This is a genomic window from Ktedonobacter sp. SOSP1-52 (assembly GCF_016587395.1).
In genome coordinates this window covers 137,866-152,500 of sequence record NZ_BNJH01000006.1, presented here as the reverse complement: position 1 = coordinate 152,500, position 14,635 = coordinate 137,866, and the positions used below count along the sequence as shown (strand labels likewise).

12 protein-coding genes are annotated in these 14,635 nt (G+C 52.7%); 7 read left to right on the top strand and 5 right to left on the bottom strand.

Annotated features, from left to right (window positions below; all coding sequences use genetic code 11):
- Positions 1–205: 205 nt before the first annotated feature.
- Positions 206–898 (bottom strand): DUF1345 domain-containing protein, encoded by a 693-nt coding sequence (locus tag JMJ16_RS45840; RefSeq protein ID WP_201392512.1) that lies wholly within the window; start codon positions 896–898, stop codon positions 206–208.
- 243 nt (positions 899–1,141) lie between these two features.
- On the opposite strand from JMJ16_RS45840, the gene JMJ16_RS45835 reads away from it, so the two are divergent.
- Positions 1,142–1,474, top strand: a complete 333-nt coding sequence (locus tag JMJ16_RS45835) for a four-helix bundle copper-binding protein (protein WP_201392510.1) — start codon at positions 1,142–1,144, stop codon at positions 1,472–1,474.
- A gap of 24 nt (positions 1,475–1,498) precedes the next feature.
- On the opposite strand, the gene JMJ16_RS45830 is transcribed toward JMJ16_RS45835, so the two are convergent.
- Positions 1,499–3,010, bottom strand: a complete 1,512-nt coding sequence (locus JMJ16_RS45830) for a cation diffusion facilitator family transporter (protein WP_201392508.1) — start codon at positions 3,008–3,010, stop codon at positions 1,499–1,501.
- 336 nt (positions 3,011–3,346) lie between these two features.
- Between JMJ16_RS45830 and JMJ16_RS45825 the strand changes: the two genes are divergently transcribed.
- The gene (locus tag JMJ16_RS45825; RefSeq protein ID WP_201392506.1) at positions 3,347–5,275 is read left to right on the top strand and encodes a S9 family peptidase; all 1,929 of its coding nucleotides are present in this window, start codon (positions 3,347–3,349) and stop codon (positions 5,273–5,275) included.
- Positions 5,276–5,351: 76 nt separating this feature from the next.
- Here the strand turns inward: JMJ16_RS45825 and JMJ16_RS45820 are convergent, their stop codons facing one another.
- From JMJ16_RS45820 to JMJ16_RS45810, 3 genes are all read right to left on the bottom strand, one after another.
- On the bottom strand, positions 5,352–5,612 hold the full coding sequence (locus JMJ16_RS45820; protein ID WP_007919184.1) for an acyl carrier protein: 261 nt from the start codon (positions 5,610–5,612) through the stop codon (positions 5,352–5,354).
- Positions 5,613–5,685: 73 nt separating this feature from the next.
- The gene (locus JMJ16_RS45815; RefSeq protein ID WP_201392504.1) at positions 5,686–6,087 is read right to left on the bottom strand and encodes a holo-ACP synthase; all 402 of its coding nucleotides are present in this window, start codon (positions 6,085–6,087) and stop codon (positions 5,686–5,688) included.
- A gap of 105 nt (positions 6,088–6,192) precedes the next feature.
- Positions 6,193–7,395, bottom strand: coding sequence for an ISAs1 family transposase (locus JMJ16_RS45810; RefSeq protein WP_236601193.1), 1,203 nt, complete (start codon positions 7,393–7,395; stop codon positions 6,193–6,195).
- Positions 7,396–7,847: 452 nt separating this feature from the next.
- On the opposite strand from JMJ16_RS45810, the gene JMJ16_RS45805 reads away from it, so the two are divergent.
- The 5 genes from JMJ16_RS45805 to JMJ16_RS45785 all read left to right on the top strand — a co-directional run bounded on the left by JMJ16_RS45805 (position 7,848) and on the right by JMJ16_RS45785 (position 14,595).
- On the top strand, positions 7,848–9,047 hold the full coding sequence (locus JMJ16_RS45805; RefSeq protein ID WP_201392502.1) for an acyl-CoA dehydrogenase family protein: 1,200 nt from the start codon (positions 7,848–7,850) through the stop codon (positions 9,045–9,047).
- A gap of 17 nt (positions 9,048–9,064) precedes the next feature.
- A complete protein-coding gene (locus JMJ16_RS45800; RefSeq protein WP_201392500.1) occupies positions 9,065–9,982 on the top strand; it encodes an amino acid--[acyl-carrier-protein] ligase in 918 nt (305 codons plus the stop codon).
- Positions 9,979–10,953, top strand: coding sequence for a DUF1839 family protein (locus tag JMJ16_RS45795; protein WP_201392498.1), 975 nt, complete (start codon positions 9,979–9,981; stop codon positions 10,951–10,953). The genes JMJ16_RS45800 and JMJ16_RS45795 overlap by 4 nt, the downstream gene beginning before the upstream one ends.
- Positions 10,954–10,971: 18 nt before the next feature.
- The gene (locus JMJ16_RS45790; protein ID WP_201392496.1) at positions 10,972–13,491 is read left to right on the top strand and encodes a glycoside hydrolase family 2 protein; all 2,520 of its coding nucleotides are present in this window, start codon (positions 10,972–10,974) and stop codon (positions 13,489–13,491) included.
- 258 nt (positions 13,492–13,749) lie between these two features.
- Complete coding sequence (locus tag JMJ16_RS45785) at positions 13,750–14,595, top strand: thioesterase domain-containing protein (RefSeq protein WP_201392494.1); 846 nt, start codon at positions 13,750–13,752, stop codon at positions 14,593–14,595.
- Positions 14,596–14,635 lie beyond the last annotated feature (40 nt).

The following is a 14,635-nucleotide window of genomic DNA, read 5'->3' as shown; positions in this document are numbered from 1 at the left end:
GGACAGGAGCACCGATCAAACCGGTGATTGTCGCTGTTTACCGTGTGTTTGGAGTGAGGGCATTATCCCACAGCTGTTCTGTACTGTCAAACAATGCGAGAAATCGGTACTATTGGTAGGCGTATTGCGCCAGGCGTAGTACATCGTGGTGCGAACATGGTTAGTCGTCACATTTAAATATAAATATGGTCATACCCTGACTGCCCTAAAGCATGTTAATCGCTCGGGCCGCTACAATAACGATCAATGACATGGCGATCAGGGCCTGGACCATCATTAAGGCCTTAATACGACGCGTCAGGGGCATCGTATCGGTGGGGCTGAGCGCAGTGGCTGTGGTAAAAGCCACGAAGAGATAATCAAGATAGTGAGGCGCCCAACTGCCATCATTTCCGCCTATTTGTTGAGGAAACTGCCAATCAACAGCCTTGTGTCCGGCCTGGTGACGCTTGACAGGCCCTCCTCCATCCACCTCCCAGTACCAGAGTGAGAAAACAAGAATGTTAAACAACCATAGCACAATGGCTGATGAGAAGAGGATCTGGGCATGCTTATCCGCTGGTAAAGTCACAATAAGCAACAAGACACCAATAGCCAGGGCCGCCGTGACCACCCCTAGCGTAAGTAATGTCAGCAGGCGAGTCGTGAAATGAGGGAGGCGCCGCCCAAACAAACGTGCAATGATCGCTGGGCATAATGCTACAATCTCAATCGCCAGCAAAAGCCAGGCAGGACCCAGGCGCAATTTCGCGGGTAGGAAGAAATAAAGCACACCTAGCATCAGAGAGCCAAGGATCGCAGCCCAGCGGGGGGCTACTACCATACCTTCAGGCAGATCGCGTCGCGCTGGACCTGTAAGGTTGGGATTTAAGGAGCTGTTCTCTTCAGCCGAGCGCATAAGCTATCTCTCCTCCTCAATATAGCGAGTTGCCTCTCTATTGTATTCCAGGAAGCAGGCTTGTGTGAATATTGTCTACCTCTGATGTTACGATTTGACATCAGCAAACGTGTACTGCTAATATTTCTGCCTTTACTCTGGTACATTCACAAAATCTGTAGAGCCCATGCAATGCATGGACCCTTTCGCTGGAGCGCTTGCAAAGTCTAAACTAGCATGGACCCTACAAGGAGGAAAGCCGTTATGCATGAACCTGTTATAGAGAGCCACTTGCGGCAATGCACACAAGCCTGCAACTACTGCCATGCTGTCTGTGAACAAACTTTGCACTATTGCCTTCACAAGGGAGGACGCCTCCTGCAAGGCGATTGTGTACAAGCGCTAATCGACTGCTCGCAAATCTGCCAGCTTACACAGGATCTCACGCTACGCCAGTCGCCGCTTCAGGAACGTACACGCGGTCTCTGTGCTGAGGCTTGCCACCAGTGCGCCCAGATCTGTCAGCAGTTTCAGGAAGACGCCCAGATGCACGCCTGTGCCAACATGTGTCAGCAGTGCGCGACTGCATGCCAGTAAATGCTTCACACAGGCACAATTTCGCTAGTTGACACCCCCATCTTCTTCGGGAGGCTCCATGTGGAGCGTAATCGTATCTAAGCATGGAAAGCGCTGCCGCAGATCACGCTTGACCTCTTCGGCCTGGATATGTACCTGGCTTACAGGGGCATGCGCTTGAAAAATCAGGTGGAATGTCAGGTCGAGTTGAGACATATCCTCGGGGGTTAAGCCTTCCCGCGCCCGCCCGCCCTCATCCTGAGCACAATAGAGGTGAATATCATGCGCCCGCTCCCTACCCACTTTTTCGTCTACCCGCTGGCGGATCGCGTCTACCAGTTGAGGATATGTTGCCGTGACCTCATTGCGCACGGCAACATGGGTCTCTGGCGCTTCTAAATGTGTGGTCACGCGCTGTATCTGTGGTTCAGAGGCGACAATGGTCTGCTCAAAGCGTGACGCCTGAGCATGAGCCTCCTGCAATGACAGATCTGTGGGGACCTCCAGGTCGACATCGGCTTCCAGGTGACTACCCACGGCGCGCAGATGAATATCATGAATATGTACGCCCTGGCTCTCCGCCAGGCGATACAGGCGTTCGGCAATTGTCTCACCCGGCGAACGCATCGGCTCTGCATGCACGACAATATCGACCTCTGCTTGCTCAGCCTGTTCATGTACAGCCTGGCTCACCGCATCCTCAACCTGCTCGCTCACCATGTGCGTCTGCTCAAAAGTCAGGGTGCGCGCGACAGCGATGGTGATCTCGATGAAATACGTATTGCCAGCGCGACGCACACGTAAGCGACGGATTTCTAGCACCTCAGGTAGAGTTCGCACATGCCCGGTGATCGGCAAAATAAGCGCGTGCGGAGCCTTGTCCAGCAGGGCATCAAGCGTTTCCTTCGCCAGTTGCACGCTCACCCAGATGACAATAAATGAGACGACCAGGGCGGCTACCGCATCAGCCTGAGTCAGCCATACAGGGAGATGCAACGCATTTGTGACAAGTACAATAAACAAGCCAATAATCACTACCGCCGAACTCCAGATATCGGTGCTGAAGTGTAAGGCATCGGCCTCCAGAGCCTGACTACCCACTTTGCGGGCTACGCGTAACAGGACGCGTGAGCGTGTGAAATCAACCATAATGGAGATACCCATCACCACAAAAGCCCAGATGCTAATCTCAACATGCCCTTCGTGGTACAGCAAACGACGTACGGCTTCATAAATGATCCAGAGCGCCGTTACGAGCAATAGGACCGCCTCCAGAAACGCGGAGAGATTCTCAATCTTTTCATGCCCATAGTGATGCGACTCGTCGGCTGGGCGCGAGGCGAAGCGAACGGCGAAAAACGTCATCAGCGCGGCGATCAAGTCTAGTCCAGAGTGCGCCGCCTCAGCCAGAATGCCCAGGCTACCAGTCAATAAGCCAACAACCAGTTTCAAAGCCGTCAAGCCTATGGCTGCTCCCACCGAGGAGAGTGCGACCATATTCTTCTCGCGTTGCATTGCTTGCTTCTGTTTTTGCTGCTCTTGATCCGATACTGTCACAAATCCCTCACAAGCTCATCTTCAGATGCCTGGTTCTGCTATCGCTGACCAGATCCTGCCGTTATCGCTGACCAGATCCTGCCGTAAATTTCTCACAAGCTCATCTTCAGGTACCTAGTGGCACCACAGGTGTGAAAGGGTTCTCGGCGGCCATTGTATCTGATACAGAATAGCTATGTCCATAGAAAGTGCAAAAATATAATTTTTAGTTTAATAAAAAGAAAGTTTCATAGCACATGTATTCGCTGGCCAATAGCACCCCAGGCCGTAAAGTATGATATAGTGGCAAAGCATATTGATAAATATCGTTTTTCTTTTCTAGAAAAGAGGTCCTTCGTGGTCAGGGATACCAACAAGCATGAAAGTTTTATTCCACGCATACCCGTCCAGAGTGAGACTCTCTTTGCCACCTACTTTCCCGCAACACCAGCGATCTCACCCGATGGGCGCCAGGTAGCCTATACGCTCTGGTCATTTGAAGGAGAGCAGCAGAAAAGGAGCAGGCGCATCTGGCTGGTTGATACGCAGGGCGGTGAACCAGTCCCCTTTGGTGGAAACACCAAGAGCGAGTGGGGAGCCAGCTGGTCGCCTGATGGCAAAGAACTGGCCTTCGTGGCCCTTGATGGCGAGCCAGAGCTCCCACAGCTCTTCGTGCGCGCCCTTGATGGGAAGAGCAAAGCCCGGCGTATCTGTAGCATGTCACGAGGATTGGAGGAGCCAATCTGGTCACCTGATGGCTCACATATTGGCTTTCTCGCGCGTACTGGTCAGGAGCCTGAAAAGGATCCGCTGGTCCTGGCGCCCGCATCACATCAGCGTCTCTGGGCCGTTCATCGCCACGGCGACACTCCTCGTCCTCTTACTCAGGAGAATATTACGGTCTGGGAGTATGCCTGGTCGCCTGATGGTAAGCACGTGGCTATTTATTATTCTACTGGCCCAGATGATACCGATTGGTACCGAGGACAGATAGGCATCGTCTCCATACAGGGGGGCGCGGTGCGACAGCTAACCAAACTGACGCGCCAAGCCAGTGGCCTTGCCTGGTCGCCTGATGGTACACGTCTGGCGTATATCTCGGGCGAATGGAGCGATCCCTGTCGCGGCGGGGGAGATATCTTTGTCATCAACGTCGTGGGAGGAGAGACACGCAACCTCACGCCGGGCATCGATTGTAGCCCAGGCTGGTGTCGCTGGCTCCCCGGGGGCAAGCAATTGCTCTATGCAGGTTGGTATGGAGCCAACGCCCAGCTTGGATTGATCAATGAGCAGGATGGCGCCATTACCCTGCTAGAGCGCGAGAACCAGGATTGTATCCTTGATCTCAGCATCGGCTTTCCAGGCGTGAGCGCCGATCTTAAACGCCTGGTCGCTGTACGCTCCTCTTCGACTCAGCCCTATGAAGTCTGGCTAGCGGACATTGCTCAGGAGACAGCCCAGTTTGTCTGGAGACGCCTGACTTATGTCAATAAGCTCCAGGAAGAGACGCTGGCTCTGGCGCCCAGCCAGGAGATCCGCTATCTCAGCGTCGATGGCTGGCTAATCGATGCCATCTATACACCGCCTCTGTACCAGAGCGGAGATAGCTTGCCCCCTCTCTATGTTGAGGTACATGGCGGCCCATCCTGGGCGCGCCAGCATAGCTGGTCACCCTTCGTGCAATTTCTGGCGGCGGCAGGCTTCGCGGTCCTGCAACCCAACATGCGCGGTAGCTGGGGACATGGGGTTGCCTTTGCAGATGCCGTCCTGGGTGATATGGGTGGCAAAGACTTTCAGGATATCCTACATGGAATCGACTATCTTGTAGAGCAAAAGCTAGTGAATGGCGAGCGCGTCGCCATTGGTGGCTGGAGCAATGGTGGCTTCTTGAGTGGCTGGGCGATTACGCAGGAGCCAAAGCGCTTCAAAGCAGCCCTTATCGGCGCAGCTATCATTGATTGGATTGGTATGCATGCCGGCTCAAATATTCCCGATGCCGACACGCGCCTGCTTATGCAAAATCCCCTGGAGAATCCCGAAGCCTACCTGCGAAACTCGCCCCTGGCCTTCGCCGGGCGTATCGAGACACCCTCGCTCATCCTGCATGGCGACGCCGATCCAGCCGTTCCCGTGGCTCAGGCCTACGCCTTTTACCGAGCCCTACGCGAGCGCGGCGTGCCTGTCGAATGCGTTATTTATCCCCGAGAGCGCCATGGACTAAGCGAGCGCAAGCATATCAAAGACTACTACGAACGCCTGCTACGCTGGCTGAAGCGCTATGTGTAGACAAGGGAGACAAAGTCAGAGGTAAAGAAAATGAGAATAGAGCATTGGCACCCGCCAGCGCTCTATTCTTAATACACTAATCGTTACCAACTAAGCTGGAATCGCCGACCAGTTCACTGAGTGCATGCTGAATATTAGCGATGCTAGAGAAAGAGGCACGATTGAGAAAGCGAGCGGGAAACTCTACTTCAAATTCATCTTCCAGGGCAAGCATAACATTCACGCTTGCATGAGAAGAGAGCCCGGCATCATAGAGATTCGCATCGTCGCTCAGCGTGTCTACATTGATTGGTAAACGTGCATTCTCACGTAAGATAGTTCGAATACGTTCATTCATTTTTGTTCCAAGTCCCTTCTATGAGAGAAGTAAAGAAAGATAAAAATGATATATACACAGGAGCATCCAACGTTTAGCTGGATACAAGATCGGCAATCACGATAGCTGTAGCATATTCTATTTCATGGCTCATACTGAGAGAAAGAGCATAAATTCCCCGTTGCTCCGCCAGTTCAGCAGCTGTACTATGAAGAACAATATCGCAGGCTCCATCTGGGGCGCGCCTGACTTCGATCTCACGCCAATCGCCCCAAAAAGGTTCAGGACGCAGGATCTTCACCGTTGCCTCCTTCGCCGCGAAGCGCACGGCGAAGCTCTGAGCAACCGCTTGAGAACTGGTATGGCTGCAACAATAGGCCTGCTCTTCCTCAGTAAAGAGAGTGTTTAGATAGATTTTGCCAAAGCGTTCAATAGATTCTTGGATATGTTTTACAGGTACGAGATCTATACCCACCCGATATGGTGATGCTTGCATATATTTGCTATTTTTCGATCGCTATGACGACTTCTTCGAATATTGCCCATTATAAAAGTCTTCAATTGTACATGTCAATCTTTTCTCTTTTCTAGACAGGGTTTCTCAAAAGTCCTGAAACAACCAGGAAAGGGCCTCCTCAGGATGAAAAGAGAAACGACGCAATTGCTTGGCAACCGTAGAAACCCGATGGAGCTGCATGAAGGACAGAACCACCGTATTAAGCACAGCTAGCATTTCCATCACGGGGACACAACGAACTCGGCACCGATCTTCTCCTAAGAGCGCATCCCGCCGCCAGTGAAGATGATTTTCCACTCTCCAGTGTGCCCGAATGTAGCGGAGAAGACGTTCTGGCAGACAGTGGCGCGGAGAAAGCGTCGTCAATCCATACCAGACTTCACAACAGTGCTTTCCCTTGATCGTTCGCTCGCGTTGCAAACGAAACACTTGCCCAATCTCCCCCCAATCTGGAAAGAACAAGCCATTGAGATCAGGGCTAGTGAGGATTGAGCGACGTTCGAGACGACCGTGGCCCTTTTCAAGTTGGCTAAACGATTGCCACGTCCGTCGATCTGCGTATGGATCTTCAAAAAACAGTTCGAGATCGGCGAAAGCATTGGGCGTATTGTCCTTGATGATAAGAATGACCTCGCCACCAGCCCGCTTGATGAGGCGTGGAAATTCATGATAGCTTTGCGCTGCATCAGCAGTGATCACTCGCCCTTTGCACAACACTTCGGTCAGAAACGGTTTGAGAGCTCCGACCTCATTGGTCTTGGTGCCAATCGGAATTTGTTGGAGGACGACACCAGTTTCTGCTTCATAAATATGCAAGAGGTGTTGTTGCGGATGCTCTCCTCCATAGGCCTGCTCTCCCGTACTTTTCAGTGTTTTGCCATCAATGGCCAGGTGGGCGTGCCGGTCGTCTCGTTCTTCTCCCGGTCGTTGGGCCATCTGGCGTACAAACCAGGCGGCCAGATGGGCATTGACCTGTTGACTGTCTAAACGTTCCAGGGCATAGCTGTAGGTGTTAGCACAGGGCATGTGCTTCCACCCCAGCCCCACACTGCTGCAGATCGCTGCCTCCTGATCTTTTGCCCATTCACTGACCGCCAGGATACTGCTCATTCCCGCCAGTTTTGCCCAGACCAGCACCAGCAGTATTCCTGCAAGGTCATAGCGCTTCCCTCGTGCTTTTCTTCCATCTGTGAGCTGTTGGCAGACCAGATACAAGGATGGGACTTGCCTCGATGAGAAGACCCCTTCCGTTTGGCTTTCTTTCAACAATGCTGTATAGTCCATCATGAGTCGCTCCTTGAATGCTTTGGGTTTTTGAGTCCCTGCATTCTACTGGATTGACTCTTCCTTTTCACCTCTCACCGGACTTTTGAGAAACCCTGTTTTCTAGAGATCGAATATACCGGGTGGGACCAAAGGGTAAAAGGACGTTGCCTTACTGTAGTGGTACAATGCAGCCTCTGAAGCCCTTGCTGGCGATTTTTCTCTGTTGACGAAACAGATGGGCTATATTATAGTGTGATAGATAAAGTACGACATATGTCTTACGGCATTGATATCCATGAGTTTCAAAAACAGTACACAGCTACAGGGTTCCCTTGGGGAGCTATATATTGATAAATAAAAATTCCTATTCTAGATCTATACATCCCATTTTATTCTGCTCTTTGCGTTTACTCAAACTACAATATCTATATCTTTATGCTTCCTAAGCACAGCAAAGGAGACTTATCTCTTTAATGGAAACTATTCATTCTGTTGCCGAGGTTATTTCAAATCGAGATGACCTGATCCAAAAAGTACGCCATATCGGCAAAACAATCGCTCAACCGGCAGCGGCCAGTGTGGACAGCGAGGCGCGTTTCCCTCACGAAGCTATAGACGCGCTACGCCAGGCACGTCTCCTCTCGCTCTATATTCCTCGCCAATATGGCGGTGACGAATGTAGTTTTAGCGACTTGATTGCAATCGCCCAAACCCTCTCGCAATACTGTGCCTCAACGGCGATGATCTGGGCCATGCATCAGATCCAAGTAGCCTGCCTGGTCCATCATGAACAAAACTCCCCCTTCTTTCAGCAGTATCTACGCGAGATCGCCGAGCACCAGCTTCTCCTGGCATCAGCCACCTCTGAGGTAGGCGTGGGCGGGGATATTCGCAGCAGTGTTGCCGCCGTCGAGCAAGATGGAGAAGGCTGCCGCCTCTTCAAAAAAGCCACCACAGTTTCCTATGGCTCGTATGCAGATGGTTACCTGGTAACGGCCCGCCGCTCACCTGAAGCGGCTCCTGGCGACCAGGTATTTGTGCTGCTCACCCGCCCCACGACCCAGTTAGAGCAGACAGGAACCTGGAATACCTTTGGCATGCGTGGCACCTGTAGCCCGGGCTTCAACATCACCTCTACCTTCCCCGCGGAACAAGTTTTGAGCACCTCTTTCGCGGATATCGCTCCCCTAACGATGGTCCCCTTCTCGCACCTATTGTGGGCCGCCTGCTGGCAAGGCATCGCCATTGATGCCTTTTCGCGCGCACGTAAGTTTATGCAAACCAAGGCTCGCCAACTCAGGACAACCTCCCTTCCAGGTGATGGCCGACTGGTCGAGGCCAATAGCAACCTGCAATTGATGCGCGCAACGCTCGCCACCGCGGTGCAGGAATACGAAGACATCCTGCGCGATCCCGAGCATGCGGCAGAAAAAGCCTCCGACATGGGCTATAGCATTCGGCAGAATAACGTCAAAACTCTTGCCTCACAACTTGTGATACAGGTGGCGCAGCAGGCTCTCTACATTTGCGGTATGGCTGGCTATAAAGAAGATTCTCCCTTTAGCATCGGGCGCCACTTGCGCGATGCCTATTCCGCCAGCCTTATGATCAGCAATGATCGCCTCAATACCACCAATGCTGCCCTACTGCTCGTTCATAAAGAAGAAGCATAGAAAGTAGATAGAAGAAGATGGCGCGAGAGTTTTCAGCCCACGAAAGCACGTTTCTTGACCAGTTAATTGCCCATGGTCTACTGATTCCTTCTGGCGTGCAGGGCATCTATGGCAAAAGCGGCGTAATGGAGAACGTTATCTGCCGTATTGATGAGCTACTGACCGATATCGGGCGCGAGATGGGCGCGGATATTATGCGCTTCCCACCTGTCATGAACCGGGCAACCGTTGAACAGACAGGCTACATGAAATCTTTCCCTCAGTTGCTGGGTTCGGTTCACTCCTTCACTGGCAAGCATCGCGAGCATCAACAGTTGCTGAACGCGATGGAAGAGGGCCAGGACTGGAGCCAATCCCTCCCCTCAACGCAGGATGTCTTGATTCCTGCCGCCTGCTATCCCGTCTATCCTACCCTCACAGGCACGCTTCCAGAAGATGGACGCCTGGTTGACGTCTGCTGCTTCTGCTTCCGCCACGAGCCTTCGCCCGATCCCGCTCGCATGCAGTCCTTCCGCCAGCACGAGTTCATTCGCATCGCGGACGCCCACACGGTTGAGCAGTGGCATGGCGAGTGGATTAAACGAGGCGACGCGTTCCTGCGTTCACTGGGCCTGGAGCCAGTAGTCGCACCCGCCAATGATCCTTTCTTCGGTCCCGGCGGACGCCTGCTCGCAGCCAGCCAGCAGGAACAACAGCTAAAATTCGAGTTGCTCTCACCCATCAATTCAAGCGAGCATCTGACCGCCATCTCCTCCTGCAATTATCACCAGGACCACTTCGCGAGCAAGTTTGGCATTTATACCGCTAGCGGCGAGATCGCGCATACCTCGTGTATCGGCTTTGGCCTGGAACGCATCGCCCTGGCCCTCTTCCGCAAGCATGGACTGGATAGCGCTGCATGGCCCGTTGAAGTGCGAAAAAGGTTGACCGTATGAAACATCTTGTAACGAGTATCGATGTTGAGAGCTATACACCGCACTGGCTCCATAGCAGCACCAATCACTGGCCACAGTCCAACTGCTATGTAGATCTATGGATTGAAATTTTGCATACCCTGCATGTCAATCCCCTGGCCTGCTTCGCCTTTACGCTCTCCATCGATTTTGAGGGAGATCAGTGGACATTTTTCAAGTTTCCCATTCATGATCTCTTCTTGCTCTACGGCATCGATGTCCAGGAATTGAATATCTGGAACGCGCTTTTGCCGCAGATCTGTGAGCAGACAGGTCGGGATCGCCTAACGCTTGTGGAGGTCGATGCCTTCTATCTGCCAGATGTGAGCGATACAAATTATCATCGCATGCATGAGAAGACCACGATTGGTATCCAGTCGATTGATCCCGAGGCACGTGAACTCCATTACTTCCACAACAGCGGCTATTATAGCCTGCAAGGTGAGGATTTCGACGGCATCTTCCATCCAGATACCCAGGTGGGCAGAACGGCAATTCTCCCTCCCTACGTCGAGTTCGCCAAATTTGACCGTTTACAGCGCCACGCGGATCAAGAATTGTCCACGTTAGCGCTTGAGCTATTACGCGGCTATAGTCGACGCATTCCATCAGCCAATCCCTTCACGACCTATAGCCAGCACTTCCAGGCGCACCTGGCGGCGCTCCCTGACCTGCAAGCCTATCACCAATATGCCTTTGCGACCCTGCGACAGTATGGCGCCTGTTATGCCTATGCCAGTCTCTTCCTTCAATGGCTGGCGGACTACCAGGGTGCCCATTTCAAAGAGGCCGCGGCACATCTGGAGGCTATCTCCAGCGGCACTCAGGTCTTCCTGCTGCGGGCCGCGCGCGTGGTCAGAAACAAGAAACCCCTGGACCATCTCCCCTACTTTGAGGAGATGGCGATGCACTGGGATCAAGCCATGCAGCATATTCTCGCCAACCTGGCATAGGAAGAAAGAGACAAGGCTATGCATCCCACTTTTCAGGCGTCTACGCATCGACAGATCTCGCTGCACGATGGCTGGGAACTCATCTCAGTTGCTCCGGGCAGCTATCAAAACCCGGAGCAACTGGCATCAGAGACCGCGCGCTGGCTTGCGGCCCCTGTACCTGGCACGGTCATGCAGATGCTACAACGCCATCAGCCCTGGGACTTCAACACACCTCCGAACGCCGACGAGCATGACTGGTGGTATCACTGCACCTTCGCGGCACCCGCCAGCATGGAGGGAAAACACTACACTCTCGCGTTCGAAGGTCTGGCGACGATCGCAGATGTCTGGCTGAATGGCAAGCTCATACTCCAGGCCGAGAACATGTTCCGAGCCTATGAGGTGGACGTGACGCCGCTCCTCACTGAGCGAAACGAACTCTATCTCCATTTTCACGCCCTCACTGCTCTGCTAGCGCAAAAACGCCCACGTCCACGCTGGCGCACTAATCTGGTTGAGCAACAGCAACTGCGCTGGTTTCGCACGACGCTGCTAGGCAAAATTCCTGGCTGGTCGCCTCCCATCCAGGCAATTGGACCCTGGCAACCTATCTTCCTGGTGGAGCGCTCGACCCTCGCCATAGAGCACCTGCGCATCCGCCCAAAGGTACAAGAGAATACGGGTGTCGTGAGTCTGGATCTCCAGGCCAGGAGCCTGGATGGAGGCGTGCCAAACCATGCCACGCTACGTGTTGGCGAGACCACTGTTGCCTTACAGGTGCAAACCGATACGCCAGTCACCTTTGCCCTTACCGGCGAGGCCCGGCTCAATGATATCGCGCTATGGTGGCCACATACCCATGGGCAGCAACCACGCTATCCCGCCAGCATTCAGCTTTATTATCCAGATACCGTGGCGGAGATAGATTGTGGTTTGCTGGCTTTCCGCACACTTGAGCTCTGCACTGAACAAGAAGACTTCAGCCTCCGTGTCAATGGAGAAGCTATCTTTTGTCGCGGTGCCTGCTGGACGCCTCTCAACATTGTGACCCTCACAGCCTCTCCACAGGAGTACCGCGAGGCACTTCTGAGCGCTAAAAATGCCGGCATGAACATGATCCGCGTCGGTGGCACGATGGTCTACGAGGATGAGGCCTTCTATACCCTCTGCGACGAGCTGGGCATCCTGGTCTGGCAGGATTTTATGTTCGCCAATATGGAGTATCCAGTTACGCAGGAGGATTTCCTCGCCAACGTGCAGGCTGAGTGCGAGCAGATGCTACAACGCCTGCAACGGCATGCGTCCCTCGCACTCTTGTGTGGCAATAGCGAGATCGCGCAACAGGTGGCGATGCTGGGCCTACCCGAGGAGCGCTGGAGTAACGCCTTCTTTGAGCAGCTCCTGCCAGAACTCTGCCAGAGCTACACAGACGTCCCCTACTGGTCATCGACGCCAAATGGGGGCGCGCTCCCATTTCAGGTCAATGCTGGGACCTCAAACTATCAAGGCGTAGGGGCCTATCTGCGACCGCTGGAGGATGCGCGCCAGAGCGGAGTACGCTTTGTCACCGAGTGCCTCTCCTTCGCCAATATCCCTGAAGATCAGACGCTTGACCTGTTCTTGAAACCCAATCAGTCGCCCGTCCATCATCCCAGGTGGAAGGCGCGTGTGCCACGCGACAACGGCCCCGGCTGGGACTTCGACGATATCCGCGACTACTACCTGGAGAAGCTCTTCCGCGTTGAGCCTATGAAACTGCGCTACGCGGACATGCAGCGCTATCTAGCGCTGGGACGCGTTACCACGGGCGAAGTCATGGCCTCCGTCTTCGCTGAATGGAGGCGCCAGCGCTCCTCCTGTCAGGGAGGGCTGATCTGGTTCTATCGCGACCTCTGGCCAGGAGCAGGCTGGGGCGTAATAGACTCCACGGGCTATCCCAAAGCGCCCTACTACTACCTGCGTCGCGTGCTGGCTCCCACTACCTGTTTCTTCACGGACGAGGGCTTGAGTGGGCTGAGTTTACACCTTGTCAACGACACTGAGCACAACATCCCTGCCGTGGTACAGCTCACACGCTATCGCCTGCCAGCCACGCTCCTGGAGACAGTAAACGCTGAAATCCTGCTGCCCGCGCGCGGTGCGCAAGAACTGCACACTGAGAAGCTCTTTGGGCATTTCCTGGACCTGACCTACGCCTTCCGCTTTGGTCCACCGGGACAGGATCTCGTGGTTGCTACCCTAAGCGCCCAGGAGACAGGCCAGGTACTTGGAGAAGCCTTCTACTTCCCCCAGGGCTTGCCCAATACCCGCGAGCAGTCAGTCGGCCTACAAGCCCACGCTCGTCCCCTGGAAGATGGCACTTACGAACTGCACATAAAAGCTGAAAAATTCGCTCAGGCAGTCGCGATACAAGCGAACCAGTACCTACCAGAAGACAACTACTTCCACATGCGTCCCGGAAGCGAGAAAATAGTCCGGCTGGTACCGATGGGAAAAAAGTCATCCCTATGGGGATCACTCTCAGCGCTTAATAGTCTGAATGATATAAATATTTAAAGGGCAATATAATCAAATGCTCTTTTTTCTCAGTGGATAGAAAAGGAGGCGGTCAAAACACATTTCCCTTTAGTTTCATCGTTAATTTTTATTATATGCCCACTTATAGTTATGCATTAAATGCATTCGTGATAAATTCAACACGTGAGTAACCCGAATTGATCATGAATAATGAACGCTCTACCTATGGTTCGTAAACAGAAGAGATAAAGATGCTTTTAGCATCACATTTTGCTCCCGAGAGAAGGGATAAACGCTATGTTAGAAACTATTCAGCCAGTTGAAAAAAAGACCGCAGCACCTACACGCACGATTCAAGTGGGAAAATCCAAACGCCCCTTTTTCTTTTTGCATGGCGCCTGGACAGGAGGAACGCCGCTCTATTGCTTTACGCTTGCTCGTACGCTAGGGCGAGATCAACCCTTCTACGGACTAGATCCATACAATGTTGATGGTTTAGATGTACCAGCAACCTTGGAAGACATGGCAGCGGCACATATTCAAGCTATGCGTGCAATACAGCCAGAGGGCCCCTATCAGTTGGGCGGTTTCTGTAGCGGGGCATTTCTCTCTTATGAAATGGCTCGCCAACTCAAAGAGCAAGGGCAAGAAATAAACTTTTTACTACTTGTAGCACCATCTCATATTACTGACTCACTTAGAAGGAAACGTAACATTTTTAATGCCCTGGGAAACCTATTTCATATCAACCGAAAGCAACAATTAAGCTTATTTCTGCGCCTCCGGCATGCATTGAGGCATATATATAGAAAAATTCTTCCACCTGAAGATGGAAGAATTGAGGGCTTTTCTACACTGCTCACACTGGAACCAAGGTTAGATATGATGTTTCCACCCATGGAAGCTCTCTATAAAGATTTTCCTGGTCTTTTTCCCTGGCTTGCTGCTGATTATAAACCGCACTTTTTGCCAGAAAATATTACATTTATCTGGGCTGGTGATGATCTTGGGGCAAAACCGATTTGGGGTTCAATTGAGCAGAAGGAAAACTCCGCCGTTATTCCTGGACCTTATATGGGACTTATAGACGAGCACCTGCATTTGTTAGCCGAACAGTTAAAGGTGAGCCTGAATAGAGTATAAGCATATCAAGCATGGGGAAGACTAATAGCTGTAGACCAGG